A 26,645-nucleotide genomic window follows, 5' to 3' on the forward strand; every position below is an offset into this window, starting at 1 on the left:
TCGGAGGTTCGACCCACCGCGAGGGCGGCGCCCGGCCCCGACGCCCGCGAGGGTGCACAGGGCGGGGCACCGGTCGACGACGGCAGGTCCGGACCGGCGCGCAGCACTAGACTCGAGTCGTGGATTACCTGGTCAGCGGCGTCGGGGTGCTCGACAAGGCGATGCACCTGCTCAACCAGGTCGAGCGCCGCCAGCCGCTGGGATTCCAGGAGCTCGCCGAGTCCGTCGAGTTCCCGCGGACCACCACACACCGGCTCGTCGCGGCCCTGGAGACGCACGGGTTCGTGTCCCGCGACGAGCGCGGGCTGCTCGTCACCGGCAGCCGGTTCGCCACCGCGAGCCTGTCCCAGATCGCGACGCCCGTCCTGGGCCGGCTCTCCGCCGACACGGGCGAGAGCACACAGCTGTTCGTCCGCCGGGGCCCGCACCGGCTCGTCGTGGTCTCGATCGAGTCGTCGGAGGAGCTGCGCACCATGGTGCCCGTCGGCGCGCTGCTCACCGTCCACAAGGGATCGGCGGGCCGGCTGCTGCTCGGTGACGAGGACGCCCTGCGGGCCGGGTGGGTGCAGAGCGTCGGGGAGCGCGTGGCGGGGATCGCGTCGGTCAGCGCCCCGGTCTACAGCGGCCGTCAGCTCGTCGCGGCGGTGTGCCTCTCCGGCCCGGTGGAGCGGCTGGGCACCGACCCGGGTTCCCGCTACGCCGAGGCGGTGATGGCCGCCGCGAAGGAGATCGAGATCGCCGCGGCCACGGCGTCGGACTGACCCCGGCCGGCCGGCGGGCGCCCGCCCCTCGGAGCGCCCGTGAGTGCGGTCAGACGACCCCGTCGCCGCGCAGCTGGGCGATCTCCTCCGGGGCCAGGCCGAGCAGCTCGACGAGGACCTCGTCGGTGTGCTCGCCGAGCTCGGGCCCGAGCCAGCGGATGGCCCCCGGCCGGCGGGCCAGCTTGGGCACGACCCCCGGGAACGGCACGGTCTCGACCTCGTCCTCGACGACGACGTCGAGCGGGACCAGCATGTCGCGGGCCCGGAAGTGGGGGTCGGCGACGATGTCGGCAGCCGAGTAGATCGGCCCGCCCGGGACCTGAGCCGCGTCGAGGATCGCGCTCATCTCGTCGAGCCGCCGGGTCACGGTGAACGCGGCGATCGCGTCGTCGAGCATGGTGGCGTGGGCGGCCCGGCCGGCGTTCCCGCGCAACCGCGCGTCGGTGGCGAGGTCGTCGCGGCCGATCGCGATCATGAGCCGCCGGAACAGGGTGTCGGAGTTGGCGCCGATGACCACCCAGTCGCCGTCGCGGCACGGGTAGGTGTTCGACGGTGCGACGCCCGGGATCGCGTTGCCGGAGCGCTCCCGGACCAGCCCGTACGCGGAGTACTCGGGGACGAGCCCCTCCATGATCGAGTACACGGCCTCGTACAGCGCGACGTCGACGGTCTCGCCCTCCTCGGCCGGCCGGCGCTCACGCGCCCGCAGCCCCAGCAGGGCGCCGATCACGGCGTGCAGGCCGGCGAGCTGGTCACCCAGGCTGACTCCGACACGGGTCGGCGGGCGGTCCGGGTGCCCGGTGAGGTGACGCAGGCCGCCCAGCGCTTCGGCGACCCCGCCGAACCCCGGGCGGTCGCGGTAGGGCCCGGTCTGGCCGTAGCCCGAGATGCGCACGACGACGAGCGACGGGTTGTCGCGGCGCAGCACGTCCGGGGCGATCCCCCACTTCTCGAGCGTCCCGGGGCGGTAGTTCTCCAGCACGACGTCGGCGGTCGCGGCGAGCCGGCGCACCAGGTCCTGACCTTCGGGCCGACGCAGGTCGAGTGTCACCGACTTCTTGTTGCGTGCCAGGGTCCGCCACATCATCGACGTCTCGCCTCGGCCCAGCCGCCAGCGCCGGACCTCGTCCCCGACGCCGGGCTGTTCGATCTTGATGATCTCCGCACCGAACTCGCCCAGCAGGCGCGCGGCCGACGGCGCGGCGACGAAGTTGCCCAGTTCGATCACGCGCACGCCGGCCAGCGGCGGCCGGTGCCCGTCCGGTGCGTCCCCGGGCGGCTCCTCCGGCGTCACCGTCGGAACCGGCCGGTCGGGACGGGCCGGGGCTCCGCTCGCCACGTGCAGGTGTGGGCCACGTGCCCGCGGCGAGCGGCCGAACCCGTCGTCACGACGCCGGCAGGCCCCACAACTTCAGGAACCCGGCCGGCAGCGCGCCGCCGTAGCCCTTGCCGACCTCCGGCGGGACGCCGGCCTCGTTCACGTTCGTCTTGTCCCAGATGCGGATCGGGGTGCGCTCGTCGACCGTCGGCTGCCCGAGCAGGATCCGGAAGGCCTGGTCCATGGACGCGTAGCCGATGCCGACGGTGTCCTCCCCGACGTTCATCGCCACGATGTCGCCCTCCTGGATGAGCTTGAGGGCGTACGGCGAGCCGTTGTAGCTGACGACCTTGACCTGGCCGGCCCGGCCGAGGGTCTGGATCGCGGGCACCGCGCCGGCGACCATCGCGTCGTAGAGCGGGTAGACGTAGTTGATCGAGGGGTCGGCGGTCAGCGCGGACTGGATCTCGCTCTGGGTCTTGGTGTTCCAGTCCGACACCGGGATGTTCTTGACCGTCACCTTGCAGGCCGGGCACTCCGCGGCGAACTCCTTGCTGATGGTGTCGAGTGTCGCCGGGCTCGGGAGCACGTCGGCGCCGCCGATGAGCAGGACGTTGGCGTTGGCCTTGGAGTCGGCGATGATCCAGTCCGCGGCCGCCTTGCCCGCGACGTTGAACGGGGCGGTGACCAGCGCGGTCACGCCGGCGGCGCAACCCTCACACGCCGGGGGGACGGGTGAGGAGTCGTCGTAGAAGTGCGTGACCAGGACCGGGATTCCGGCGGCCTTGGCCGCGGCGAGCTGGGGCTGCAGCGTGCGCGGGTCCGGCGCGGTGCTGAGCACGATGATGTCGGGCTTCGCGGTCAGAGCCGCGTTCATACCCTGCACCCATTCCGACGGCTTGCCCTGGTTGGGATAGATCGTGAACTCCATCCCGATCTTCTGGGCGATCGCCTGCATCGTCTCCTGGATGCTCTGGTTGAACGGGTTCGGCACCAGCGGGATGAGGTACATCCGCTTGCCGCGCAACGTGGTGGGGTCGATCGGCGGGCCAGGCGGAGTGAACGTGGGCAGGGCCTTGTACTTGGCGACGTTCTCGGTCACCGCGGGCGGGACCGTGTTGGCGGCCCCGGAGCCGGTGCCACCTGCACTGCCTCCACCACCGGTGCTGCACGCCGTGAGAGCGAGCGCGAGCGCCGCCACCGCGACCGCTCCGCGGCGTACCACCCGTGTACTGACAGGACGAACGATCCCCATGGGAGTCCTCCGGCGCGGCCGTCGAGGGCGGCGAAGAGCACCGCCTATCCACTATTCGGACAAAACTTCACCGCATATCGGACGTTAACGGCTCCCGGCGATCGAGGACAAGCGACGGGGCATTGCGATTCGGCAACCGATCCTCCCCGACGCCGGCCGGCAGCACGACCCGGCGCACGTCCACGTCGAGGGCGGCCCCGTCGAGGGCGGCCTCGTGGAGGGCGGCCCGTCGCGGGCGGCCGCGTCGCGGGCGGCCGCGCCGTCGCGGTCCACCCCGTCGGGCGGCTCGGCGCCGGGTCGTGTGGTCGCGGGCGCGTCGCCGGGTGCGTCAGCCGTCGGCGCGGGCCAGTGGCCCCGCCCGGCCTGGGCAACGTCGGCAGGCCGGGTGGCGGGGTGTTCGCGCTGCGCGGGCGCGCGGCAGCCAGTCGACGCCGCTGCGGGTGAGTGGACACGCAGGCCGCGGACACCGCCCGGTCCGAGGGGGCCGAGGTCGCATCTCCGGGCGCGACATGGCCGGGTGTGCCCCCGCGCCCGGTGACGCCCACCCCGGGCACGCCCGCGGCCGGTGTCCCGCCCACACCCACAGATCCCTACGCGCCGACCTACTCGCAGCCCGGTCCGGCCCGTACCTGTCCGTCGCGCTGTGGGCGAGCCTCACGAACGTGATGGACGGCAGCTGGGCCGGCCTGATCGTCGCCGGCGTGTGGGCCGTGATCGCCGCCGTCGGTTACGCGATCGGCCGATCGAACCTGCGCCGTACCAACCCGACCCCCGACCCCCGAACGGACCGTCGACACGCTCGAGCAGGTTCCCGACGCCCTGAGGAGCCGGTGAGGAGGACCCCCTTGACGCCCCCTACGACCACCCGCAGCCCACCACCTCGAACGACGATCCCGCTCGTGTCGTCGCTGCTGCCCGCCACGCGGCAGGAACAGGATCTCGCCGAGCAGGTCAAGGACAAGCCCGTCGAGGCCGGGCAGCCCCTCGGCGGGCAGGCGCAGGAGAAGACGAAGGAGCTCGTCGAGAACCTCCGCGAACCGGCGCAGCAGTCGGCGCAGTCGGTCCAGCAGACCGCCCAGGACGCCGCCTCGACCGTGCAGGAGGAGGGCCGGTCGGCCGCGCAGGACGTCCGGACGCGCGCCCAGGACGCCGGCGGGACCGTCAAGGAGACCACCGGCCGCTGACCGCCGCCGACTGCCACGTCCGGCTCAGCGCGGCCGCGGTCAGCCGGACGTGGCACTCTCCTCCACCGCGGACGCGTGGGCGCGGTCCAACCGGTCGGTCAGCGCCGAGATCTCGTGACGGGCCTCGTCGAGCTCGCGCTGGGCCTGACGGAGCTGGTCGGTGCGCTTCCGCAGGTCGGTACGGGCGTCGTCGCGGTCGCGGATCGCCCGGCGCTGCTCGTCGGTCGCCCGTTCCCGCGCGGCCTCGGCGTGGTCGCGATCGCGGCGGGCCTCGTCGCGCGCGTCGTCCGCGCGGCGGCGTGCGTCGTCGCTCGCCGCGACCCGCTTCTCCAGGTCGACGATCGTCTGGGCGGAGACGAGACTGTGCCCGGCATCGAGGAGCGCCCGCAGCCGGACCGCCTGGGCGAGCTGGCGCCGAGAGTACCGACGATGCCCTCCGGCCGTACGGTGCGGGTGCAGCACACCCGCGGTGTCGAGGCTGCGCAGGAAGGCGGGCTGCACGCCGAGCAGCTCCGCTGCCTGCCCCATCGACACCGACGGGTAGTCCTCGTCGTCGAGCCGGTCGAGTCCGTTCATGTCACCTCCTTCGACCCGAGCCTACCGGACACCCTGCAGCCGACGAATACAGGAACCTCCACTCTCGACAACAGAGTCTCGGTACATGCCCCGTCGGGTGTCCACCCAGGTGATCGCTGGAATTCCGCTCTTGCAGACGGAGAACCTCTTCTCTAGACTACAGATATTCGGCAAGGTGACTTGAGCATCGGCACGGGCAATGACCCCGGACCGGGGAACCGAGCAGGAGTTCTCATGAGCCTCGAGCACGTGTGGCTGCAGATGTGCGACGGCGGCCTCGTCCGCGCGGACCGGATCAGCGAGATCGTCGTCCGGCCGACGCCTGCGGTGTCCGGCGGCACGCCACGGTGGTTGGTCGACGTCGTCGTCCCCACCCCCGCGGGCGCCGGCGACCGGCACGGCTGGCGAACCGGATCGCTGCACCGGACCCTCGCCCAGTCCCCCGTCGAGCCGCGCGAGGCGCCACTCGACCTCGCGCGCCTCCTCGCCCAGCTCGACCCCCTCGACACGGCGGGAGTCGTGACGACCCGGGTCGACGCCCCCGCCGGTTCGCGCGCGGACCGCGATCCCGGCCGCGATGCCGGTGCGGCGCCGGTCCGCTTCCTCTTCAGCTCCTTCCGCGCCGCCGTTCCCGCGGATGCGCGGGACGCCTCGACCGGCGCCGACGAGCGCGATCCGGCGGACCCCCGGCAGGAGACGCCGTCGCGGCGGGAGGCGCCGGGGAGCGGCGCGGTCCGCGCCGCCGCGGGTGCCCACTGAACGGCTGACAGCACCGCGGCACCGCGGCGCCGCGGCACCGACGCCTGGTGACGTTTCCCCGCACCGACCGGACGGCATGCCCCGTGACGGCGCCGAACGGTCGACGACCCGACCGATCCACCCGCGCCGAGAGGAGGTGAGCGCCACCCTCCACCACCGGCGTGGCCGATCGCCCCCCGAGTGGCCACGCAGACCACATCGCGACAACCATCGGCGGATGGTGGCCGAACCACCCCGGCCACCATCCGCCACCGACCCGGGACCACCGGCCCGGTCACGCCGACCCGGCCCTCCCGGACTCAACCCTCCCGGACCTCGAGCAGGTCGTTCTCCGCCACCGCCTCGCGGGAGAGCGTGGCGTAGCCGCGCTCGTCGAACAGCACGGTGGGCCGGTCGGCCTCCGTCGCGAGTACGACCCCGTCCCCACTCGGCGTGCCGGACCGGGGTGCTCGGCGTGCGCCCCGAGCGGCCGTCGCCGCCTCCGGCGCAGCCTCGGACGGCCTCCCTCGCCGGCAGGTCGGCGGCGTTCGCGCGGACGATCCGTCCGTCCTCGTGCCGCAACGCCCCGACCTGTTCCAGCAGGTTCACCGCGGTCGTGCGCCGCTGCCGGGACAGCCCCGTGCGTTCGCCGAGCTCGGCGCCGGTGACCGGGCCGTCCGCCACGGCGTCGAGCACGGCCCGCAGCGCGTCCGGCCTCGGCCGGCGGGCGACGAGGAACCGCTGCAGGCGCAGGTCCTCGTGATGGTGGTGCAGCTCGATCGTCGCGGGCTCCCTGTCGCGTCCGGCGCGCCCGATCTGCTGGAAGTACGCGTCGAGCGAGCCGGGTGTCGCGGCGTGCGGCACGCACCGCACGTCGGGCTTGTCGATGCCCATCCCGGACCCGGACGTGGCGACGACGACGTCCAACCCGGACGCGAGGAAGGCGTCGTGCACCTCGTCGCGGCGCGCCCGTCGCAGTCCCGCGTGGTGGTGCGCCGCCCGCACGTCCGGAGCCGCGGCCGCGAGCAGCTCGGCGTAGCGTTCGGCCTCCTTGCGAGTGGCGACGTAGACCAGCCCCGGCTTCGGCAGCTCCCGCCACCCGCTCGACGATCTCGCGGTGCCGCAGACCGTCGTCGGCGTGGACCTGGACCGCCAGGTGCAGCTCCGGTCGGTCGACGCTCGCGACGACCTCCCGCGGCGCGCGCAGCCCTAGCCGCTCGACGATGTCGGCGCGCAGCGGCAGGGCGGCCGTGGCCGTCGACGCGGCCACCGGCGGATGCCCCAGCCGATCGATCACCGCACCGATGCGCAGGTAGTCGGGCGGAAGTCGTGGCCCCACTCCGACACGCAGTGCGCCTCGTCGACGACGAACAGACCGACGCCCGCTTCCAGCAGGCGCGCGACGACGACGTCCTTCGCCAGCTGTGCGGGGGCGAGGAACACATATTCGGCCCGCCCGTCCGCGAGGGCCTCCCATGCGTGCCGCGTCCGGGCCGCGGCCTGGCTCGCGTTGACGGTGACCGCCTCCGGGACATCGCGGTCGGCGAGTCCGCGCTGCTGGTCGTGCTGCAGCGCGACCAGCGGTGACACGACGACCGTCGGTCCGTCGAGCAGGACTGCCGGTACCTGGTAGATCGCGGACTTGCCCGCCCCGGTCGGCAGCACGGCGAGGACGTCGTGTCCGGCGAGCAGGTGCTCCATGCCGGCGAGCTGGTCGGGGTGCAGCTCGGTGAAGTCGAGACGGACCCGCTGCAGCCGCTCACGCGCTGTGTTCACCGGCGCGGGCTACCCCCGGCCCGCCCGCGCAATCCCGGCGCCGCGCCGCTGTCGGCGGCGCCGTTCCCGTGCGGCGCGGCGGCTCGTCCACGCCCTGCGTCGCAAAGGCCGGCCCGGCTCGGCCGCGGCCGAGCCGGGCCGGGCGCTCACCGAGCAGATCGGCGCAGCAGGACCCACATCGTCTTGCCGTCGCGGTGCGGGGTCACGCCCTGGGCGTCGCTCAGCGCGGCGACGACGCCGAGCCCGCGCGCCGGCCCGGCCGGGAGCGTGGGCAGCGTCGGCGACCCGTCGCGGACGGCCACCCGCAGCCCGCGCGCGTCGAGGGTCAGCACCAGCTCCCCCGCCCCCGACGTGTGCCGGACCGCGTTCGACGTCAGCTCGTCCGCGACCACGACGGCCCGGTCGCGGAGCTCGTCGGGAAGCTCCCAGTCGTCGCACGCGAGCCGGACGAGCTCGCGGACGAAGCCCGGTGCGTGCGACCCCTGCGGCAGCTCGGTGGTCCGCCGCACGCGGTCCGGCGGGCTGTCGAGCCGGACCAGAGCCGCCGCGCGGTCGGCGGCGAGGGGCACCTCGCGGTCGTGACCGGCGAGCCGCATGACGCGCACGACCGGGCCGTCCGGGGCGACCAGCACCATCCGCGCGTGCGGCCATCCGCCCGCGCGCGCCAGCACCGTCGCGAAGACGGTGGTCTGCGCCGCCGAGGTGGGCCGGAGCGCCGCCACGTCGACGAGCAGCCGGCCGCGGTCGAGAAGGTGCTTGCGCAGGACACGGTGCAGGGAGCTCGCCCCCGCGACGGTGAGCTCCCCGGTGCACACCACCATCCGGGCGTCGGGACCGTCCTCGACCCGAACCGTCGGTTCCTCGGCTCGCACCGGTCCTCCCCTCTCGGTCGTACCGGATGGTGCCCCCGCTGCGGCGGTCCCGCACCTGCTCGTGCCGTCCGGGGCCTTCCTACGCGTCGGGTTCCTCCGCGTCGAGGTTCCTACTCATCGGAGCTCGGAATCGTGGGGATCCCTACCCGCCGGGGTTCGTAGTCGTCCCGCCCGGCCGGCTCACCCGGACGCTCGGCGGCGGCCGCCGCCCGGTGCCGCGCAGCGGCCTCGTGGTCGCCCGCGGCCGCCAGCACCGCCGCAGCCTGGAGGTGCCGGTGCCTCGAGAGCTCCTGACGTTGTTCGGCCCGATTCCTGGCCTCCTCGGCGTGCCGGCGCGCCGCCATGGCGGAGCGTTCGGCGGCCGCCACGTCGGCCGCCGTCGAGCCTCTCGCGCCGCGGGCCGCGAGCAGCCGCCTGCGCGCCCGCAACTCCTCCAGGCGGACGGCGATCAGCTCGCGCCGTCGTTCGACGGCTGCCAGGAGTGCAGCGTCGTCGTCCATCGCCGCCCTCCCGGCCGGGTCCGCGGGACTTCCGGCTCAGCGGACGAGGTCCTCCACGCTGGACGCCTCCTCCATCGTCAGGATGGCCCCGACGACCGTACCCGTGTCACCCCGCAGCGGGCTCGCGACCACCCGGACGTCGATGGTGCGACGCCGGCGGTTGACGGCGGCGAGGGTCACCTCCTGCGGGCCGTCCTCGCCCGCGAGGGTGCCGCGCACGACCGGCCGCACCAGGTCGAGCGGGAGGCCGATGTCGAGGTTGAGCAGGTGCTCGCCGACGGCCTCGTCGCGGCGCAGCCCCCACAGCTCCTCCGCCTGGTGGTTCCACACCTGGACGACCAGCTCGGTGCCGACGACGACGACCCCCGCCCGCAGGCTGGTGAGGATCGTCTCGAGGAACTCGTTGCTGCGGTCCAGCTCGCTCGTGCGGTCCTGGAGCTCGTCGTTGATCGTCTGGAGCTCGTCGTTGGTCGACTGCAGCTCCTCGTTCATCGTCTCCAGCTCCTCGTTCGTGGACTGCAGCTCCTCGTTGGTGGTCTCCAGCTCCTCGACCGTGGACCGCAGCTCCTCGTTGGTGGTCTCCAGCTCCTCGTTCGTCGACTGCAGCTCCTCGTAGGCGGTCTCGAGCTGGCGGTTGGCCTGCTCGAGCTCGTCCTGGAGCCGGCGGAAGTCGGTCACGTCGTGGAACGCGACGCTGACGCCCAGCGGTTCATTCCCGCCGCCGCTCGCCAACGGGCTGACCTGGACCTCGAGGTGCACGACCTCCGGCCCACGGTGGTAGGTGACGTCGGTGACGCGGACCGTCCGCCGCTCGTCCAGCGCCTTCTCGATGTGCCTGCGCAGCTCCAGCGGCCGGTAGGACAGCTCCAGGTCCCGGAAGGGGCGGCCGACGTCGCGCGTCGAGATGCCGAACAGCACCTCGGCCTGCCGGTTGACCACGGCGACGATCCCGTCGCCGTTGAGGACGACCTGCGCCAGCGGCGACGCGAGCACCGCCTCGTCGCGGAGCAGGTCGATGCCCTCGGGCGAGGACCGCGTCACCAGGGGCGGCGGGTCTGCGAACAGCGTCCCGTTCTGCGGCGCGACCCGCGGCGTCTTGCGGAAGGTGTGGCGCTTGAGGTCCACCGGCAGGAACAGCGAACCGTGGCTGAGCAGCATCTCCGCCTTGCCGAGGAACAGCACACCGTGCTCGGCGAGTCCGAAGTGGAACCGGGCCAGGATCCGTGCCTGGGTCTCGGCGTTGAAGTACATGAGTGTGTTGCGGCAGACCAGCAGGTCGATGCGCGAGATGGGCGCGTCCTGCACCAGGTCGTTGCGTCCGAAGATCACCGAGCGGCGGAGGTCCTTGCGGAAGGTGAACCGGCCACCGACCTGCTCGAAGTAGCGCTCGCGCAGCTCGTCGGGGACGCCACCCACCTCCCGCTCGGAGTAGGTGCCGTGCCGCGCGTAGGACAACGCCTCCTCGTCGACGTCGGTGGCGTAGATCTTCACGCGGTCCCGGAACTCCGCCGGCCCGAGCATCTCGGCCAGGACGATCGCCAGGGTGTAGGCCTCCTCGCCCGACGCACAGCCCGCGCTCCACACCCGGACCGGCTCGGTCGGCCCCTTGCTGGCGAGCAGGTCCGGCAGCACCTCGGTCCGCAGGAACTCCCACGCGTCGGCGTCCCGGAAGAACCCGGTGACGTTGATCAGGATGGTGTTGAACAGCGCCGTGAACTCCTCGGCGTGCAGCTCGAGGTGGTCGAGGTAGTCGCCGTACTCGGTGACCCCGACCTGCGACATCCGGCGGGCGACCCGGCGGACCAGGCTGCTCCGCTTGTACCCGGTGAAGTCGAACCCGCGCGTCTGCTTCAGATGCTGCAGCAGGGCCTCGAAACCCGGATCCGGCTGCGACACTGCCTACTCCCGATTGCTCGGCCGGCGGCCCCGGTCCGGGGCTGCGCCGGCGCAGCCTAGCCGATCGGCGACGGGCCCCCGGAGCCGTGCCGGGCCTGGTCGTCGGCCAGCAACCGGCGCAGGAGGCCGTCGTCGGCCTCGGCCCGGTCGGCGCGCCGCCGGTACTCTGTCACGGTCTCGCGACGGCCGGCGACCGCGGCCGACTCGCCGAGGCGGCGGTGCAGCTCCGCCTTCTCCGCGAGTGCCCGCAGCGCCGACCAGAGGACACGGTCGATGTCCTCGTCCTGCTGCGCGGAGAGGCTGGCGGGCGACCAGGCGTGGCCGACCCGGCAGCGGAACCGCGGCGCGGGCGCACCCGGGAGCCGGAACAGCACGCCGTCGCAGTCCGGGCACGACAGGCCCGACGGCTCCGCCCCCGCCAGCCCGGGCGTCGGACCCGTGGCCCCGGTCGCGCCCTCGGCGATCACGGTCTCGGCATCGGGCAACGCGTCGTCACCGGACCGGGTGCCGGCCGGGGCCTCCGCCAGCAGCTCGCCGACCGCCGCTCCCAGCTTCACCGCCGGCAGCGCCCGGGCCGTGCGGACGTGGTGCAGCACGCTGCTCGGCATGCCGTCGTAGAGCGCTTCCTCCAGGTCCTGGACCAGGACGGGGGCACCCCGGTCGACGAGCGCCGACGCACCCGCGGTGCCGTCGTCGCGGTTGCCCGACAGGACGATCCCGATCGCCGCCTCCCCGAAGTCCGCCGCCGCCGACCGGAAGAGCGGGTCGAGGGCCGGGCGGTGCCCGTTCTCGCGTGGTCCCCGCGACAGGTGCAGGTGCCCGTCGGCCACGAGCACATGGTTGTCGGCCGGGGCGGCGAAGATCGTCCCCGGGACCAGGACGTCACCGTGCCGCGCGGTCACCGCCCGCAGCGGCCCGGAGCGGTCGAGGATCGGGGCGAGCGCGCTCGGGGCGTCGGGCGGGATGTGGAGCACGACGACCACCGCGGCGGGCAACCCCGGCGACAGCGCACCCACGAAGGCGCGCAAGGCCTCCACACCCCCCGCCGAGGCTCCGACGACGACGATTTGCCGCGCCCGGCCGGGCGGGGCGTCGACACCGCGCGACGTCCCTGCCACCTTGCGGCACCGCCTTTCCGGTCGCGTCGACGGCGGCCGGACCGGGCCGCCGCCCTTCTCGTCACCCGGACGATTCGACGACCGGCTCGAAGATCTCGAAGGGCCCCGTCGCGTCCAGCACCCGCCGGATCACGGGCTCAGGCGGCGGCAGCACCCGAAGAGTCCCGGAGCGGGCCTGGAGCTCCGCCCCGAGATGGGCGAGCCGACGCGCACCGCACACCGCGAGGAAGCGAACGCCGGTGAGATCGAGCTGCATCGTGTCCGCCGGCAGGCTCTCGAGCCACCGGCCCATTCCGTCGCAGTTGAGCAGGTCGATCTCGCCCGTGAGCCAGACGCACACCACGCCCGGCCGCAGCCACACCGCACGAGCCTCCCCCTCGGCGCCGTGCCATTCGGACGGAGACGAGACCCGCTCGGGCTGCTCTTCCATGACGACTTCCCTCGATCGGCACGAGGACCGCCGGACGTGCCGGCGGGTGACCTGCACCGCCACGACGGACCCCTGGACGAAACCACGCGAACGCCGCGCAGGCAAGCGGTGTCACGCCGCGGGACCCTGCGCACGCACGGACGCCGAGCGGGTGCGTCGCCGCCATGGTCTCGCCCTTGGTCGAGGCACACTGCGGTCGGCCGAGTCCGTCCCGGTCCCCGACGGTCGCGCCGCTGCCGTGCAACGCGGGCTCCGCCGGGTCCTGCGCGGGCCCGTCGACTCGGCCCTGCACGGTGAGTGGCTCGGTCATCCGGTCCACCCCTGCTGGTCACCGTCCCCATCGGGGCCCGAGTGTCGGTCGCGCTCTTGGACGCGGTGGGCGACCAGCAGACGGCGGTCCGCCGGCTCGTCGGAGCCGCGCTGCTCGCGACGGGCCCCACCGTGGTGACGGGCCGGCCGACTGGAGCGAGCTCACCCTGCCGCGCCGGTCGTCGTCGCTGCGCGCTCGACGCCGCGCCGAACGTTCGCCACCTTCCGGCCGACCGCCACCCCGACCGCCGCGACGATTCCCGCCGCGGCACCGGCAGCCACACACCTGCCGCGTCCTGCGCCGTCCCGCACCCTGTCCCGTCATCCACCCCGGCCTCGCCGCGGCAACCACCCGCTCGACCCGGCGACCGGGCCGCCGCGTCAGTACGCTCGTGCACACCCGAGCCGTGAGGAGCGCCTGCACATGCCCGCGACCTCGGCCACCGGTGTGCCGGCGGTGACGAGCCCCCGTCACGTCCGCGTCCTGCTCGTCGAGGACGACGCCGGCGACGCCCTGCTGGTGTCCGAGCTCTTCGCGGACATCGGCGAGATCCACGACGTGCTCCACGTGCACACCCTGGCCGAGGCCCTCGCCGGCCTCGACGGGGTCGACTGCGTCCTGCTCGACATGCACCTTCCCGACGCCGCCGGCCTCGACGGGCTCACCCGGCTGCTGGCGGTCGACGGGCACCCCGCGATCGTCGTCCTCACCGGTGACGTCGACGAGACCCGCGGGCGCGCTGCCGTCGCCGCCGGCGCAGAGGACTACCTGATCAAGGGCCGGGTCGACGGGCGGTTGCTCACCCGGGCCGTCCAGTACGCCGTCGAGCGACGGCACGCCGAGCGGCTGGCCCGCCAGCTGCACGAGGCCAGGGTCCACGAGCGGGAGAACCGCCGGCTCGCGCGCGGGCTGCTGCCCACGGCCCTGCTGCAGGACCACAAGGTCGACGTGACCACCCGGTACCGCGCCGGACGCCAGCAGCTGCTACTGGGCGGGGACTTCTACGACACCATCGAGACCGACGACGGCACCCTGCACGCGATCATCGGCGACGTCAGCGGGCACGGCCCGGACGAGGCCGCGATCGGCGTCAGCCTGCGGATCGCCTGGCGCACCCTCATCCTCGCCGGCGTCCCCGCGGCGCACACCCTGCCCGTGCTCGACCGGGTCCTCGTCACCGAGCGCCACGACCACACCCTCTTCACCACCGTCGCGACGGTCTCGGTGTCCGCCGACCGCCGGCGGGCCGACCTCCACCTCGCCGGCCATCCCCCGCCCCTGCTGATCGAGGGCACGACTGCGCGGCCGCTGCCCGATCACGCGCTCGGCGTCCCGCTCGGTGTACAGCTCGGCACCACCTGGGCCCCGGTCGAGGTGGCACTGCCGCCGGCGTGGTCGTTGCTGCTCTACACCGACGGGCTCATCGAGTCCCGCGACCACGACGGCGAGGTGCTGTGGGTCGACGGCCTCGTCGACGTCATGGGTGACGTCCTCGCCACGACCGGTCCGGCCGGGGGGTCCGGGTCCGACGCAGTGCTCGACGCCCTCCTGCAGGCCGTCGACGCGCGCACGCCCTTCGGCAACGACGACCGTGCCGTCGCCCTCCTCAGCGCCGCCCCCTCCGCCGCCGGCACCGGGTTCGACGGTTTGCCCGGATCGCGGCCCGGGCACCCCGATCTCGTGTCCGGCCGCACGCGGACCGAGCGTGACGGCCCGGAGAGGAGGCGCATGCGGCACCGCTACGAACCCGTCCCGGAAGCCTGTGCCGAGCTGCGTCGCGACATGCGGGCGTTCCTCACCGCATGGCACGTCGACGAGGAGACCGCGGAGGACGCGCTGCTCGTCGCGAGCGAGCTGGCGAGCAACGCGGTCGACCACGCCCACACGCCGTTCAGCCTCACGGCCACGCTGACCCCCGGGAACCTGCGGGTCGAGATCACCGACGGCTCCTCCGCCGAGCCGCGCCTGCAGCCGTTCGACATACGGGCCACCCGCGGCCGTGGGCTGCAGATGGTGCAGAACCTGACCTCGACGTGGTCGTTCCGGCGCCACGACGCCGGCAAGACGGTGGTCGCCGACCTCGCCGTCGGTGCGATGGACCTGCACGCGTAGCGCGGGACGAACGGGGTCACCACCGTCGAAGAACCGGACAAAAAATATCGCAACACGATAGAAGTGACAGGAGTCGGGTCGTCGTGGTCTGATGCGGTCGTGACGACCGAGGGACCGCCACCTGCCGCGGATCCGGCCGAGGCGGACCCGGCGCTGACCAAGCAGGACTTCGAGGCGCTCGCCCGGTTCCGCTTCGGCATCCGCCGTTACCTGCGCTTCAGCGAGGACACCGTGCGCGGTCACGGGCTGAGCCCACAGCAGTACCAATTGCTGCTGGCGCTCAAGGGCTTCCCGCTGCGCGACTGGGCGACCGTCGGGGAGCTGGCCGAACGGCTCCAGCTGCGCCCGCACAGCACCGCCGAGCTGATCACCAGGGCGCAGAAGCAGGACCTCGTCCGCCGCGTCCCGGATCCCGACGACGCCCGCGTCGTCCGCGTCGAGCTGACCGGAGCCGGGGAGGAGCTGCTCGCGCGGCTCAGCCGCCTGCACCGCACACAGCTCGAGCACATGCGGACCGCGCTCTCCGTCCCGATCTGGCACGACGAGACGTAGCGGCGGCCCCGGCTCCCTCCCCCGCGCCGCGGGCCCGGCGCGGGCCCGGCGGACCTCCCCGTGTGCTCGAACGACCTCCTGGGAGGACGGCCTCCTGGGAGGTCCTGGGGAGGATGCCCCGAGTGGCGTCGGACCCCGCGGGTCCGCGCTCTCGGCCGAGCCAGCCGCATGATGCCCGGAAGACAGGCGGCCCGTCAGGTCGGAAATGCGCAACCTGGGGCGCGCTCTGCTTGCCGGAGGTCGGCAATGTGCTCGCGAAAGCGTCGACAAGGGCGCTGTGGCTGTCGCACCTGTGATAGAGGTGGGTCGGGCGGTCGTGGGGAACAGGTGTTCGGGCGCCGGCAACGGCGTTCCCGCCACCTCCGCGGCCCCTTCCGAACACGGCCCGGCTCTCGTCGGGCCGTGTTCGTCGTGCATCAGGGGTGGACGGGGGGCGTCGAGCGCGGTTCGTCGACGACCGGGCCGATCACCGCAGGACGGCAAGGAAGACAAGAAGGACTCGGAAAGGACGAAGGCGTGACCGAGGAAGCGGTGTGGCTGGCCGAGATCGCGTACCAGCGGCTGCGCAACGAGCTCGCGGAGCTCTTGCGACAGCGGGCCGAGGGGGCGGAGGGCGGCGCCGGCGACCATCTCGTCGGCGACAGCGCCGATTCGACCGGCGACCACCAGCGGTTGACCGATCGCCGGGAACGCGACAACCGGATCAGGAAGCTGCAGGAGTTGCTGCAGAAGGCGATCGTGAGCCACGACCCGCCCGACGACGGGGTCGCCGAACCCGGGATGTTGCTGACCGTCCGCTACGAGGAGGACCAGGAGTCCGAGACCTTCCTGTTGTCGCACTACGAGGAGGGCGCGTATCCGGACGACTTCATGACGTGCTCGCCGGACTCCCCGCTCGGCAGCGCCGTGCTCGGCAAGAAGGAGGGCGACCGCATCGAGTACTCGCTCCCGAACGGGGAGAGGATGCAGGTCACGCTCCTGCGAGCGGTTCCGTACCGGACCGAGACGTTCCCGGTCGCCGGTTGACCTCGCCGGTCGACCCGTTCATCGGCCATCCCGGCAACGGGATCTCATCAGGGTAGGTGTCCATGTCCGGCGCGGTCCGGCGGAAGTGGTGGCGGCCCCGCGACGAACCGGGGCCCGCCGTGCTGTGGTGGCGCGCGGTCGTGGGCGCCTCGGTCGTCGGACCCGACGGCGAGCATCTCGGCCACCTGCGTGATCTCGGCCTGGCGCGGTCGCGCGGGCAGCCGTCGGTGGCGACGGTGCTGGTGGACGCGGGCGGGCACCTCTACGTGCTCCCGGCGGAGGCGGTCCGGAGCTGGCACCCGCGGCGGGTGCGGCTGGGCGAGGTCGCGCGGTCCACCCGGGAGCCGTACCTGGACCTCGAACCGGCCCCGGAGTGGCTGGGGCACAGCGTGGTGGGCAGGCCGGTGCTGTCGGTCGCGGGCCGCCCGGACCGGCACCTGGTGAACGACGTCGGGCTCCGGTGGCACCGCGACGGCCGGTGGGTCGTGTGGCTGATCGACTCCCGGCCGCGCTGGCAGCGACGGCTCGGCCTGCCGCGCAGGACCATGCCGTGGGAGGCACGGTGCCGTCACGGCTCCTGGCAACGGTCCGACCACGCCGCCCGCGAGGCGGACACCGAAATCGGCACGGGGATCGGCACGGAGGCCGGCACGGAGATCGACACGGAAATCGGCGTCGGACGGCGCCGGGCCGGGTCCCGGCGGGCTCCCTCCCGCACCGCGCGGACCCGGCACACCGGTGGCACGGCGACGAGCAGCGACGTCCGGCCGCCGGCCCCACGCGTCGCGGTGCGGCGCTGAGCAGCGCCGCGGGCCTCGCCCGGCCACGGCCCGCCGGAGCCCGACCTCCGCACGTCACCGACCGCGCCCGGCTGCCGAGCGTCGGCAGGCGCAGCGACGACGCCCCTCCGGCCGGCACCGGGCCCGCGGGCCCGGTGCCGGACCGGTGCGCCGGGGGCCGCGCCCGGCCCGCCGTCGCCGGAACGCGGCGTGCCGCCCTACCGTGGTCGGGTGGCAGGCGGTGTGGACGGCGTGACCGGTGGCGGCACGGGAGCCGGGACGCGGCCCGATGCCGCACTGCGCGAGCTTCTCGGCGCGATGGACGGCCGGTGCAACAGCTTCGCTGCCAGGCGCGCGGCGCGCTACCTCTCGGCGTCCTACGACCGCGCGCTCGCCCCCGCGGGCCTCCGGACGACGCAGTTCACGATCCTCCACAAGCTCGCGGTGGCGGGTCGCGCGTCGATCTCCGGGCTCGCCGACACCATCGCGATGGACCGGACGACGCTGGCCACCAACCTCAAGCCGCTCGAACGCGACGGGCTGCTCACGGTGCGGCCGGACGAGCACGACCGGCGCACCCGGCTGGTCGAGATCACCGAGGCGGGGCTCCGCACGCTCGAGCACGCATTGCCGCTGTGGCAGGAGGCGCAGGACACGTTCGAAGCGGCGTTCGGCGCCTCCGAGGCGGCGAACCTGCGCACGGCGCTCCGCGCCGTCCTGGACACCGACCTGGACCCCTGGGCCGAGTGACCGTCACCCCGTCGCGTCCGGCGTGCCCGGCGGTGACGGGAATCTCCCGATCGTCCCGCTCACCCCGGGGCGCCGCGGGCCACGCCGGGCATACCGTCGGACACGAGGTGCACGGCGGACGAACAGCACGAAGGGATGCGGGCACAGCACATGCACGAGGCACTACAGGCGGTCTACGAGCGGGTACTGTCCCGCAACCCGGGCGAGACCGAGTTCCACCAGGCGGTCCGTGAGGTGTTGGACAGCATCGGCCCCGCCGTCGACAAGCACCCCGAATACGCGGACGCGCGGATCGTCGAGCGGATCTGCGAACCCGAGCGGCAGATCATCTTCCGGGTGCCGTGGGAGGACGACCACGGCGGCATCCACATCAACCGCGGGTTCCGCGTCGAGTTCAACAGCGCCCTCGGCCCGTACAAGGGCGGGCTGCGGTTCCACCCCTCGGTGCTGCTGGGCACGGTGAAGTTCCTCGGCTTCGAGCAGGTCTTCAAGAACGCCCTGACCGGCCTGCCGATCGGCGGCGGCAAGGGCGGCTCGGACTTCGACCCGCGCGGCCGATCGGACCGCGAGGTCATGCGGTTCTGTCAGAGTTTCATGCTGGAGCTCTACCGCCACATCGGCGAGTACACCGACGTCCCTGCGGGCGACATGGGGGTCGGTGGGCGCGAGCTCGGGTACCTGTTCGGCCAGTACAAGCGGATCACCAACCGCTACGAGTCCGCCGTGCTCACCGGCAAGGGGCTGATCTACGGCGGCGCGCAGGTGCGGCGCGAGGCGACCGGCTACGGCAGCGCGTTCTTCGTCGAGGAGATGCTGCAGGTGCGCGGCGACTCCCTCGCCGGCAAGGACGTGGTGGTCTCCGGCTCGGGCAACGTCGCGATCTACACGGTCGAGAAGGTGCACCAGCTCGGCGGTCGGGTCGTCGCGTGCTCCGACTCCGACGGGTTCGTCCACGACCCGTCCGGCATCGACCTCGACCTGCTCAAGGACGTCAAGGAGGTCCGCCGGGAGCGGATCCGCGCCTACGCCGACAAGGCCCCGGGGGCGACCTTCGTCGAGGGCGGGTCGATCTGGGAGGTGCCCTGCCGGGTGGCGCTCCCCTCGGCCACGCAGAACGAGCTCGACGCCGCCGGTGCGGCCGCGCTCGTGCGCAACGGCTGTGTCGCCGTCGGGGAGGGCGCCAACATGCCCACCACCCCGGGCGCGGTGCGGGTGCTGCTGGAGGCAGGGGTCGCGTTCGGGCCCGGCAAGGCGGCCAACGCCGGTGGCGTCGCCGCCTCCGCGCTGGAGATGCAGCAGAACGCGTCCCGCGACTCCTGGACCTTCGAGTACTCCGAGGCCAGGCTGCGCGAGATCATGAGGGACATCCACGCCCGGTGCCACGCGACGGCCGAGGAGTACGGCGTTCCGGGCAACTACGTCGCCGGGGCGAACATCGCCGGCTACGCGCGGGTGGCCGAGGCCATGCTCGCCCTGGGCCTCATCTGACCGGGCCTCATCTGACCGGGCCTCATCCGACCGGCCTCAACCGACCGGGCCTCATCCGACGCGCTCGGCCGCCCCGGGCCGGCCCGCGGCCCGGCGGCACACTCCCTGCCGGAGGTCGGCAACGTCCACGGCCGCATGATGTCCCGTCGGCACCCCTGCCGCGGCCCGCGGTCTCCGGCATCGTGGGTCTCGTCCGCGTCACCCGGACAGGGGCATGCGGGGGTTTCCCGACCCGCCCTTCGCCGACCCCCGCATGCCCCGCCGCCGCGCCGTCCCCGCCGCGCGGTCGGTCACCGTCGTCCCGTCGCGAAAGGAGCTCGCGGACCCCGACGTCCGCGAGGCGCTCGTCATGCCTGCCCCGAAGTCCCCACCCCTCGACCTGGAGCTCGTCGCGGAGATCGTCCGGCGCACCGGCCTCGCGTGCCGGGTCACCGCACCGGCGACGGCGCTGCGGGCGAGCCGCGTGGGAGCCGACGGGACCTCGTGGACCGTGACGGCCGACGTCGTCACGGGCGACCCCACGGCGGGCGGCGACGCCGGCCCGCTGGCGTTCGTCGGGCCCGCGGGCTCGCCGGTCTCCCGGGTGCTGCGCGCTCCGGACGAGCGCCGGCTGGCCGCGGTGGTCGTCCTGCAGGCCCTCCGGCGCAGCCCCGACGAGCTGCTCACCCACGACGAGGCGCGCGCCGCAGGGTTGGCCGACGACATCGTGTGGCCGCTCGGCTCCCCGTGAGTGGCGATGGTCGCCACGACAGTCGCAATGGCGACCATCGCCACTCACGACCGCTCGTCGTCGTCGCGCTCGTGCTCCTGTGCGCGCTGCCCGGCACCGGGCGGGCCCGGGGCGTGGAGATCGAACCTGACCCCGATCATCCGCACGACGAAGCAGACCGCCGCGGCGCCGAGCGCGGCGGGCAGCCCGTAGACGCCGGCGCCCACCGCCGCGACGGTGAGCCCGGCAGCGACCAGCGCCGGGATCGCGTACAGCTCCGAGTGCAGCACCGTCGGGACCTGCCGGACGAGGGTGTCGCGGATCGTGCCGCCGCCGACCGCCGTGACCGCTCCGAGCAGGACGGCCGGCGCGGCTCCGAGGCCGAACTCCAGGGCCTTCGCCGCGCCGATCACCGCGAACACGCTCAACCCGACGGCGTCGAGGACCAGGATCGGCGTGCCGAGCGCGTCCAACCGACGGCTCAGCACGAACGCGACCGCGCTGCCGCCCAGGGCGAGCGCCAGGTAGCGCCAGTCGGTGAAGGCGGCAGGCGGGATCGCGCCGATCAGGACGTCGCGGGTGATCCCGCCGCCGAGCGCGGTGATCACCCCGAGGGTCAGCACACCGACGACGTCCAGCCGCGCGGCCCGCACCGCGGTCAGCGCGCCGTTGAGCCCGAACACGAACGTGCCCGTCAGGTCCAGTACGAGCAGCAGCGGCTGCGTCACCCCGCCTTCCTAGCAGCCGCCCGTCGACACCGCCGTGCCTTCCGGGACGGCGGCGAGCGGGCGGCCCGTCACTCGAGGAACCGGCGCTCCCGGCGGGGTTCGGCCTGCTCGGCGCATGAACCCGGCACGTCGGCCGACGACCGGGCGGCCGGCCGCCCGGCCCGCTGCCGGGATTGTCGCGCTCGCCGGGCAGGCGTAGCCTCCGCCGGCATGCGCGGCGGCCGGACCTCCCGGGGCCGGCGTGCGCAGCGACGGAGCCGTCGTGACCGGTGAGGGTGGAGGCGGACATGACCGCTGAGGACTACACCACGCCGCCCCGAGCCGTGGGCCGCGATGCCGTGTTCGTCCGGCACCGGCTCAAGAGCCCGAAGGTCGCGGAGTCGGCCTACGTCGCGCCGAACGCGGTGCTGTGCGGCGACGTGACCGTCGGCCCGCACAGCCGGGTGCTCTTCGGCGCCGTCGTCACCGCGGAGGGCGGTCCCGTCGAGATCGGCGAACACTGCGTGGTCATGGAGAACGCCGTCATTCGCGGGGTGCCCCAGCACCCGGCCCGGCTCGGGGACCACGTCCTCGTCGGCCCCCACGCCTCGCTGACGGGCTGTGTCGTCGAGGGTGACACCCGCATCGCGACCGGCGCGGTGGTGTTCAACGGTGCGCGCGTCGAGGTCGGCGCCGAGGTGGAGTTCCATGCCGTCGTCTACGTGAACACCGTGGTCCCGGCCGGGACGGCGGTGCCGATGGGCTGGTTCGCAGGAGGTGATCCGGCGGAGCTCGTCGCCCCGGGCGAATGGGAGCGCATCCGGGACCTGATCGGCCCGCTGGACTACCCCGGCACCGTGTTCGGGGCGGCGGGACAGGGCGGCTCGGTGCCCGACATCGCTCAGCGCTACGCCCGCGCGCTGGCGCTGCACCACCGCGACACCGTGCTCCCGCCCGGCCAGCACGACCAGTTGCCCGGCCCGACGGGCAACGGGCGGGCCGGGACGGTCCGCAGGCCCCGGCGCAGGCGGGTCACCCGGACCGAGCAGCCGGACGAACGTCTGTAGGGCACGTCCGACGGACCCACCCGTGAGGGTCAGGCATGGGTGAGGGCCCGGCCGGTGAGCCGCCTGGTGGGAATGGCGAGGGTGTGCGCGGTCCGGCCCGGCGCACACTGCGTCGGGAGCCGCGGCCCGAGCGCGGCGAGGCGCTGCGGATCGGTGATCTCGTAGGCCTCTCCGACGGCGAGCACGCTCCATCCCGTCCGGGTCGCCGGGTCGACGTCGTCGGCCTGGAACCCGACGACGACCCCGTTGACCGCTCGTAGGAGGGGGCCGTCGGGGCAGGTCCGGAAGACGATCTCGTCACCGTCGACCAGGAAGTTCACGGGATGGGCGGCAGGCATGGCCGCATGGGTGAACACGAGGCGGCCGATCGCGGCGCCCGCCAGCAACCGCAGGCACTCGCCGCGGTCGAGCTCGGGCAGGCCCGACGACATGCTCGCCGCCGGAGGAGAGATCCACACGGGTCCAGTGTCCCTGCGCCCACGCGTGCGTCACCGGGCCGAAGGACCCCCTTCGCACGGACTTCCCGTCCTTCCTCGGCCCTCGGGCCGGGGCACCGCCCACACCGGTCTCACGCACGCACCACCGCGACCGGGCAGCCGGCGTGCCGGAGGAGGACCTGGCTCACCGAGCCCAGCAGGGCCCCGCGCACCGACCCGCGCCCACGGCTGCCGACCACGACCAGCTGCGCGCGCCTCGACCGGCTCACCAGCGCCGCGGCCGGGTTGTCGCGCACGACCTCGCGCGTCACCACGACATCGGGGTACTTCTCCGACCAGCCCGCCAACCGCTCGGCCAGCAACTCCCGCTCGCCCGCCTCGATGGCGTCCCACTCCAGCAGCGCCCATCCGGCGGCGTCGAGCGTCGAGTCGCTCCACGCGTGCACGGCGACGAGCCCGCTGCCCCGCGCCGACGCGGCGGTGAACGCGAACGACAACGCGGGCTCGCTCACCGGTGACCCGTCGACACCCACCACGACCGGGCCGTCCGGCGTCGGGGTACCGCGGACCACGACGACCGGGCAGTGCGCGGAGGCAGCGGCGGCGATCGACACCGATCCCGCGAACAACCCGGCGAAACCTCCCACCCCGCGGTTGCCCACGACCAGCAGCTCCGCGGTCTCCGACTCCTGATGCAGGACCGCGGCCGGCACCCCGCCGCGGACCTCCGTCTCGGTCCCGAGCTCCGGCGCGACGTCCTCGGCGATGGCGCGCGCGTGCGCCAGCCACTCCTGCGCTGCGGCCTCGATCGCGTCGCGGAAGATCTCCGGCTGCAGGGCGACCGCGCCGATCCCCGCCGGGACGGCCCAGTCGACCGCCGCGACCAGCCGCAGCGGCAGGTGCCTGCGCGCCGCCTCCTGTGCGGCCCACCGCACGGCCCCCGCCGCGGCCTCGGAACCGTCGACGCCCACCACCACGCCGCGGGGCCTCTGCTCGCTCACTGGCTGCTCCCCTCTCCCGACCATCCGTCCGTCCGACGGTGCCAGAGCACGGCCGGGCCGACCACAGCTGTGGGTCACCCCGGCTCCGGTCCGGCGACCCCGCCGGCCGAATCACAGCCTGCTCAGGTCCTTCGGCCCTGCCCGCACCCACACTCGTCGGCTCACCATCGATGTCGCCGGTCAGCGTGACCACACCGCGCCGGCACATCCCGTCGCTGGGGAGCGGACGGGGTAGTCGGGCCGGGGTGGGCGTCCATGGGGGAACGCCCACCCCGGCTCAGCACCCGACGTCCGACGGCAACTCGTCACCGTCGCAGCGCGGTCGGCGGTTCGTGCCGGTGCAGGACGACGGCCAGCAGGATCACCGCGAGCCCGATCCCGAGCATGACGGGCTGCAACACGTTGTAGCGCTGCACGACGAGCAGCTGGACCCCGATCCAGGCGACGAGCGCCCCACCGGCCGCGATCGACACCACCGGCGCCCACGTCGAGCGCCGGGCCTCCAGGACCGCGGCAACGGTCATCGGCACCGCCACGACGAGCACCAGAAGCATCCCGGGGACCACCCAGGACGTGAACGGGGTCGCCGAGAGCCAGTCGTGCGGCATCCCGATCATGTTGTCCGCCATGAGTCCCACGCCGCCGTAGACCGCCGAGAGGGCGACCAGTGCCTCGACCACCACCAGGGACCACCGGGTGACCCGGACCGTCTCCTGTCGGCTCGCCTGCGCCACGTACCGCATGTCCACCTCGCGTCCGTCGCCGGGATCGTCAGGCAGAGCCTCGCGCGGCCGGAGCCCGTCGACCACGGGCCGGCCGTCCCCTGCGACCCGCTGACGGACCGCCGTCGACGGGACCTTCGGCCCGTGCACCCCGGCGAGCACGGCCACGTCCGCGACCGATGGCACCCCGCGGCCACCCGGCGCGGCGCTCGCGGCGTCGGCCGAGGAGGCCGGCCCGGTCACGGGGTACGCAGCGTGATCGTCGCCAGCGCGTACTCCCGGACCGCCGCCTCGAGGTCCTCCGGACCGTAGCCGTCCGGCAGCGTCAGACCGAACCGGCGCTGCGCCTGCGCCCGGCCGATGCGCTCGACGGCCCGCGCGAGCGTCGCGGCGACGGCAGCCGGTTCCTCGGTCACCACCGCGGTCATCGGTGTCGTCCGGCCGTGGTGGGTGACCGTCACGTCCGACCCGCCGCGCAGATTCGTCCGCCACCGGTGCTGGGTGACCACCAGCAGCTCGTCTCCCAGGTCCGCGAAACCGACCGGGATGTCGTAACGACGCCCCGTGCGCCGGCCCGTCACGTGCAGGATCAGCACCTGGTCGTCGACCAGGCCGTGCAACCGGGAGCCCGCGAGCCCCCGCACGACGGGATTGATCGCATCGATCAGCCGCTGGGGCGGAATCCTCCTGGTGATCGTGACCGTCATCGTCTCCTCCTCGCCTCCGGCGCCCGGCCCGGGCATCGGCCGGGTCGGACGCCTCCAGCCTCGTCCGTCGCACCGCGGCGCGCTGCGGCGCTCCGGCCCCTCCCCCGGGGCCGAACGACCGGGCGGCGCGGTCGGGCCGGAGGTCCTCGGCGGACGTGCCGGAAGCCTCACGCGAAGGCCCCGACCGGACCCGGACGCTCGGGGCTGCGGCCCCGCGACCGAGGAGGAACAGTGCACGCAGACGTCGGAGACCACATCGTCGTCGAGAACAGCGTCCTCGACGCCACCCCACGGCGCGGGACCGTCGTCGCGGTGCTCGGCAAGGACGAGGGGCTCGAGCACTACCAGGTGCGGTGGCAGGACGGGCACGAGTCCCTGTTCTTCCCGGGACCGGACGCACACCTCGAAAAGGGCTGAACCGGGCGGCCCGGGACTCGTCCCGGCGGGAATGCGCCTCCCGGACCGGGTTCGGCCCGACGGGTCACCGCGGCGGTGCGGCGGGCAGCGTGCGTCGTCCGGAGAGGAACTCCGCACGCTCCGCCCCCTCCACCACCTCGTAGGCGACCGAGCCCGCAACCGTCACCAGCCTCAGGACCTGGGACAGCCGGACCGCGTAGGCCGTCGCCCGTGCGGCCCCGTCCCATACGTACAGACCCCGGTAGACATCGGTCGACCGATCGGCGAGCCAGAGCTTGCTCACGAACCCCGGGAATCCGGCGAACAACGGCGTGTTGACGACGCACGTCCTGCGGAAGACCGCGTGCGCCCACCGCGCGGCCCCGACCCACCGCAGGCGGAAGGCCACGACGAGCAGGACCGGGTCGGTCGCGCGCCGCGCGGCGACGGTCTCACGGAACACGGTCGAGCAGGACCCGTCGACATCCCGGAGCTGGGCCCCGACCAGCGACGACGGCATCGTCAGCCGGCGCCGGGCGAGCAGGCGCGCGGTCGTCCCCGCCGACCTGGCCACCGCCAGGAGGACGTCGGCGGTGCTCGGCTTCACCTCGATGGTCATGACGCCTCGCCGGGTCGTCGGACGGATGCGGGGCCGCGGTGAGCCCCGTCCGCGAGGCTAGGAACGGGCGGCGGGCGCGGAGCAGGGGCGAACGGCCCGGCCGCGCGCGCCGATCAGACCGTCCTCGTTCCGGGCTCGCCTTCAGCCGAGGTCGATGCGCAGCGGGCCGATCCTGATCACCAGCCGCCCTTCGGCGCGTGGCGCCCGCCTCGGCTCGCGACCGGCGGAGGTGGCCGACGGCGTGGCCCGGTTGCGGGGGCGGGGGCGGGGACCACCGGGCCGTGCGCGGGCGGCCGCCCGCGCGGCGTCGTAGTGCGCCCGCCGGATCGGGTCGCGCAGCACCTGGTAGGCGTGCAGGACGTGGGCCAACGCCGCCTCCGCCGCCGCGTCCGGGCGTGTGTCGCCGGCCGCGCCCCGGGTGTCGGGATGCAGCCGTCGCAGCGCGCGGCGGTAGGCGCGCCGCAGCTGTTCCTGGTCCGCGTCCGCGGGTACGCCGAGCACCCGGTACAGGTCGGGCGTCGCTCGTCCTTCGCCGGCCACGTGCACCTCCGATGCCGTCGACGACCCACGGTTACCCGGCTCTGCGCCCGGAGAACCGAACCGCCCGCCGGTCGGCCGAGCGCTCCACGGTCGCCGGCGCCCGGACGTGCCGGCTTCTCCGGCCGGAACCGATCATGACCGCGGTCCACCGGGAGGGGGCCATCGGTTCTGTTCAAGGCCGGTCGAACGCCGTTATCGTCGAGCCTCGCCACGAACCAGGAGGCCCCCGGTGACGATCTCGGTGTTCCTGCTCGACGACCACGAGATCGTCCGACGCGGCATCGCCCAACTCCTCGAGA

28 protein-coding genes and 2 pseudogenes are annotated in these 26,645 nt (G+C 74.1%); 13 read left to right on the forward strand and 17 right to left on the reverse strand.

All coding sequences use genetic code 11. The features are described 5' to 3' along the window. The first annotated feature begins 119 nt into the window (after positions 1-119). A complete protein-coding gene (locus PSD17_RS18900; protein WP_013674459.1) occupies positions 120-761 on the forward strand; it encodes an IclR family transcriptional regulator in 642 nt (213 codons plus the stop codon). Between the two features lie 49 nt (positions 762-810). Here the strand turns inward: PSD17_RS18900 and PSD17_RS18905 are convergent, their stop codons facing one another. Both PSD17_RS18905 and PSD17_RS18910 read right to left on the reverse strand, forming a co-directional pair. Then, complete coding sequence (locus PSD17_RS18905) at positions 811-2,055, reverse strand: CaiB/BaiF CoA transferase family protein (protein WP_013674458.1); 1,245 nt, start codon at positions 2,053-2,055, stop codon at positions 811-813. Between the two features lie 91 nt (positions 2,056-2,146). Further along, complete coding sequence (locus PSD17_RS18910; protein WP_233899391.1) at positions 2,147-3,181, reverse strand: sugar ABC transporter substrate-binding protein; 1,035 nt, start codon at positions 3,179-3,181, stop codon at positions 2,147-2,149. A gap of 818 nt (positions 3,182-3,999) precedes the next feature. Between PSD17_RS18910 and PSD17_RS18915 the strand changes: the two are divergent. Together PSD17_RS18915 and PSD17_RS18920 are read left to right on the forward strand one after the other, a co-directional pair. After that, positions 4,000-4,050: pseudogene (locus PSD17_RS18915) on the forward strand (hypothetical protein); the annotation flags it as partial. A gap of 129 nt (positions 4,051-4,179) precedes the next feature. After that, on the forward strand, positions 4,180-4,518 hold the full coding sequence (locus PSD17_RS18920) for a hypothetical protein (RefSeq protein ID WP_143770446.1): 339 nt from the start codon (positions 4,180-4,182) through the stop codon (positions 4,516-4,518). A 39-nt stretch (positions 4,519-4,557) separates the two neighbouring features. Here PSD17_RS18920 and PSD17_RS18925 read toward each other — a convergent pair whose 3' ends face one another. Next, positions 4,558-5,094 carry a helix-turn-helix domain-containing protein gene (locus PSD17_RS18925; protein WP_013674455.1) on the reverse strand — a complete coding sequence of 179 codons (537 nt, stop codon included), beginning with the start codon at positions 5,092-5,094 and terminating at the stop codon, positions 4,558-4,560. 234 nt (positions 5,095-5,328) lie between these two features. Here PSD17_RS18925 and PSD17_RS18930 point away from each other — a divergent pair, with 234 nt between their 5' ends. Next, positions 5,329-5,853 carry a hypothetical protein gene (locus PSD17_RS18930; RefSeq protein ID WP_199796579.1) on the forward strand — a complete coding sequence of 175 codons (525 nt, stop codon included), beginning with the start codon at positions 5,329-5,331 and terminating at the stop codon, positions 5,851-5,853. An 834-nt stretch (positions 5,854-6,687) separates the two neighbouring features. Here PSD17_RS18930 and PSD17_RS35385 read toward each other — a convergent pair. From PSD17_RS35385 to PSD17_RS18960, 7 genes and pseudogenes are all read right to left on the reverse strand, one after another. Then, positions 6,688-6,921: pseudogene (locus PSD17_RS35385) on the reverse strand (helicase-related protein); the annotation flags it as partial. A 204-nt stretch (positions 6,922-7,125) separates the two neighbouring features. Beyond that, positions 7,126-7,608 carry a DEAD/DEAH box helicase gene (locus tag PSD17_RS18935; protein ID WP_339123879.1) on the reverse strand — a complete coding sequence of 161 codons (483 nt, stop codon included), beginning with the start codon at positions 7,606-7,608 and terminating at the stop codon, positions 7,126-7,128. Positions 7,609-7,754: 146 nt separating this feature from the next. Then, positions 7,755-8,480 carry an ATP-binding protein gene (locus PSD17_RS18940; RefSeq protein ID WP_013674452.1) on the reverse strand — a complete coding sequence of 242 codons (726 nt, stop codon included), beginning with the start codon at positions 8,478-8,480 and terminating at the stop codon, positions 7,755-7,757. A 110-nt stretch (positions 8,481-8,590) separates the two neighbouring features. After that, a complete protein-coding gene (locus tag PSD17_RS18945) occupies positions 8,591-8,980 on the reverse strand; it encodes a hypothetical protein (RefSeq protein WP_013674451.1) in 390 nt (129 codons plus the stop codon). A 36-nt stretch (positions 8,981-9,016) separates the two neighbouring features. Then, entirely contained in the window at positions 9,017-10,876 is a 1,860-nt protein-coding gene (locus PSD17_RS18950) for a CheR family methyltransferase (RefSeq protein ID WP_339123882.1), read from the reverse strand. 56 nt (positions 10,877-10,932) lie between these two features. Continuing rightward, complete coding sequence (locus tag PSD17_RS18955) at positions 10,933-11,994, reverse strand: chemotaxis protein CheB (protein WP_339123884.1); 1,062 nt, start codon at positions 11,992-11,994, stop codon at positions 10,933-10,935. A gap of 61 nt (positions 11,995-12,055) precedes the next feature. After that, positions 12,056-12,487, reverse strand: a complete 432-nt coding sequence (locus PSD17_RS18960; RefSeq protein WP_339123886.1) for an STAS domain-containing protein — start codon at positions 12,485-12,487, stop codon at positions 12,056-12,058. A 670-nt stretch (positions 12,488-13,157) separates the two neighbouring features. On the opposite strand from PSD17_RS18960, the gene PSD17_RS18965 reads away from it, so the two are divergent. From PSD17_RS18965 to PSD17_RS18995, 7 genes are all read left to right on the forward strand, one after another. Further along, positions 13,158-14,846, forward strand: a complete 1,689-nt coding sequence (locus tag PSD17_RS18965) for an ATP-binding SpoIIE family protein phosphatase (RefSeq protein WP_339123887.1) — start codon at positions 13,158-13,160, stop codon at positions 14,844-14,846. A 99-nt stretch (positions 14,847-14,945) separates the two neighbouring features. Next, a complete protein-coding gene (locus PSD17_RS18970) occupies positions 14,946-15,398 on the forward strand; it encodes a MarR family winged helix-turn-helix transcriptional regulator (RefSeq protein ID WP_339123889.1) in 453 nt (150 codons plus the stop codon). 516 nt (positions 15,399-15,914) lie between these two features. Continuing rightward, a complete protein-coding gene (locus tag PSD17_RS18975; RefSeq protein WP_013674445.1) occupies positions 15,915-16,424 on the forward strand; it encodes a GreA/GreB family elongation factor in 510 nt (169 codons plus the stop codon). A 62-nt stretch (positions 16,425-16,486) separates the two neighbouring features. Next, positions 16,487-17,224: a hypothetical protein gene (locus tag PSD17_RS18980; protein ID WP_339123891.1), complete on the forward strand. Its 738-nt coding sequence runs from the start codon at positions 16,487-16,489 to the stop codon at positions 17,222-17,224. A gap of 210 nt (positions 17,225-17,434) precedes the next feature. After that, positions 17,435-17,953, forward strand: coding sequence for a MarR family winged helix-turn-helix transcriptional regulator (locus PSD17_RS18985; RefSeq protein WP_199796577.1), 519 nt, complete (start codon positions 17,435-17,437; stop codon positions 17,951-17,953). Positions 17,954-18,088: 135 nt separating this feature from the next. Next, entirely contained in the window at positions 18,089-19,441 is a 1,353-nt protein-coding gene (gene gdhA / locus PSD17_RS18990; protein ID WP_233899390.1) for an NADP-specific glutamate dehydrogenase, read from the forward strand. 214 nt (positions 19,442-19,655) lie between these two features. Further along, entirely contained in the window at positions 19,656-20,171 is a 516-nt protein-coding gene (locus PSD17_RS18995) for a hypothetical protein (RefSeq protein ID WP_339123893.1), read from the forward strand. A gap of 44 nt (positions 20,172-20,215) precedes the next feature. Here PSD17_RS18995 and PSD17_RS19000 read toward each other — a convergent pair whose 3' ends face one another. Next, positions 20,216-20,878: a trimeric intracellular cation channel family protein gene (locus PSD17_RS19000; protein WP_339123895.1), complete on the reverse strand. Its 663-nt coding sequence runs from the start codon at positions 20,876-20,878 to the stop codon at positions 20,216-20,218. 287 nt (positions 20,879-21,165) lie between these two features. Between PSD17_RS19000 and PSD17_RS19005 the strand changes: the two genes are divergently transcribed. Further along, positions 21,166-21,924: a gamma carbonic anhydrase family protein gene (locus tag PSD17_RS19005; RefSeq protein ID WP_013674439.1), complete on the forward strand. Its 759-nt coding sequence runs from the start codon at positions 21,166-21,168 to the stop codon at positions 21,922-21,924. Between the two features lie 29 nt (positions 21,925-21,953). Here PSD17_RS19005 and PSD17_RS19010 read toward each other — a convergent pair whose 3' ends face one another. From PSD17_RS19010 to PSD17_RS19025, 4 genes are all read right to left on the reverse strand, one after another. Continuing rightward, positions 21,954-22,382 (reverse strand): pyridoxamine 5'-phosphate oxidase family protein, encoded by a 429-nt coding sequence (locus PSD17_RS19010; protein WP_339123897.1) that lies wholly within the window; start codon positions 22,380-22,382, stop codon positions 21,954-21,956. A gap of 110 nt (positions 22,383-22,492) precedes the next feature. Beyond that, complete coding sequence (locus PSD17_RS19015) at positions 22,493-23,386, reverse strand: universal stress protein (RefSeq protein ID WP_445261023.1); 894 nt, start codon at positions 23,384-23,386, stop codon at positions 22,493-22,495. A gap of 281 nt (positions 23,387-23,667) precedes the next feature. Further along, positions 23,668-24,327, reverse strand: a complete 660-nt coding sequence (locus tag PSD17_RS19020; RefSeq protein ID WP_339123900.1) for a hypothetical protein — start codon at positions 24,325-24,327, stop codon at positions 23,668-23,670. Beyond that, positions 24,324-24,791 carry a nitroreductase/quinone reductase family protein gene (locus tag PSD17_RS19025; protein WP_013674435.1) on the reverse strand — a complete coding sequence of 156 codons (468 nt, stop codon included), beginning with the start codon at positions 24,789-24,791 and terminating at the stop codon, positions 24,324-24,326. Before PSD17_RS19025 ends, PSD17_RS19020 begins: the two co-directional genes overlap by 4 nt. A gap of 231 nt (positions 24,792-25,022) precedes the next feature. On the opposite strand from PSD17_RS19025, the gene PSD17_RS19030 reads away from it, so the two are divergent. Beyond that, entirely contained in the window at positions 25,023-25,208 is a 186-nt protein-coding gene (locus PSD17_RS19030; RefSeq protein WP_013674434.1) for a DUF1918 domain-containing protein, read from the forward strand. Between the two features lie 64 nt (positions 25,209-25,272). Here PSD17_RS19030 and PSD17_RS19035 read toward each other — a convergent pair whose 3' ends face one another. Next, the gene (locus tag PSD17_RS19035) at positions 25,273-25,806 is read right to left on the reverse strand and encodes a hypothetical protein (RefSeq protein WP_013674433.1); all 534 of its coding nucleotides are present in this window, start codon (positions 25,804-25,806) and stop codon (positions 25,273-25,275) included. A 141-nt stretch (positions 25,807-25,947) separates the two neighbouring features. After that, positions 25,948-26,346, reverse strand: a complete 399-nt coding sequence (locus tag PSD17_RS19040; protein ID WP_339123904.1) for a DnaJ domain-containing protein — start codon at positions 26,344-26,346, stop codon at positions 25,948-25,950. Positions 26,347-26,645: the final 299 nt, after the last annotated feature.

The sequence above is a fragment of the Pseudonocardia sp. D17 genome, assembly GCF_036984265.1.
Classification (GTDB): domain Bacteria; phylum Actinomycetota; class Actinomycetes; order Mycobacteriales; family Pseudonocardiaceae; genus Pseudonocardia; species Pseudonocardia benzenivorans.

Bases quoted from the DNA above. Each gene is read 5' to 3' on its own strand.
- PSD17_RS19025 (WP_013674435.1), bottom strand. From the start codon at position 24,791: ATGACGGTCACGATCACCAGGAGGATTCCGCCCCAGCGGCTGATCGAT.
- PSD17_RS18995 (WP_339123893.1), top strand. From the start codon at position 19,656: ATGCGGGGGTTTCCCGACCCGCCCTTCGCCGACCCCCGCATGCCCCGC.
- PSD17_RS18945 (WP_013674451.1), bottom strand. From the start codon at position 8,980: ATGGACGACGACGCTGCACTCCTGGCAGCCGTCGAACGACGGCGCGAG.
- PSD17_RS19015 (WP_445261023.1), bottom strand. From the start codon at position 23,386: ATGGTCGGGAGAGGGGAGCAGCCAGTGAGCGAGCAGAGGCCCCGCGGC.
- PSD17_RS18930 (WP_199796579.1), top strand. From the start codon at position 5,329: ATGAGCCTCGAGCACGTGTGGCTGCAGATGTGCGACGGCGGCCTCGTC.
- PSD17_RS19035 (WP_013674433.1), bottom strand. From the start codon at position 25,806: ATGACCATCGAGGTGAAGCCGAGCACCGCCGACGTCCTCCTGGCGGTG.
- PSD17_RS18925 (WP_013674455.1), bottom strand. From the start codon at position 5,094: ATGAACGGACTCGACCGGCTCGACGACGAGGACTACCCGTCGGTGTCG.
- PSD17_RS18980 (WP_339123891.1), top strand. From the start codon at position 16,487: ATGTCCGGCGCGGTCCGGCGGAAGTGGTGGCGGCCCCGCGACGAACCG.
- PSD17_RS18965 (WP_339123887.1), top strand. From the start codon at position 13,158: ATGCCCGCGACCTCGGCCACCGGTGTGCCGGCGGTGACGAGCCCCCGT.
- gdhA (WP_233899390.1), top strand. From the start codon at position 18,089: ATGCGGGCACAGCACATGCACGAGGCACTACAGGCGGTCTACGAGCGG.
- PSD17_RS19005 (WP_013674439.1), top strand. From the start codon at position 21,166: ATGACCGCTGAGGACTACACCACGCCGCCCCGAGCCGTGGGCCGCGAT.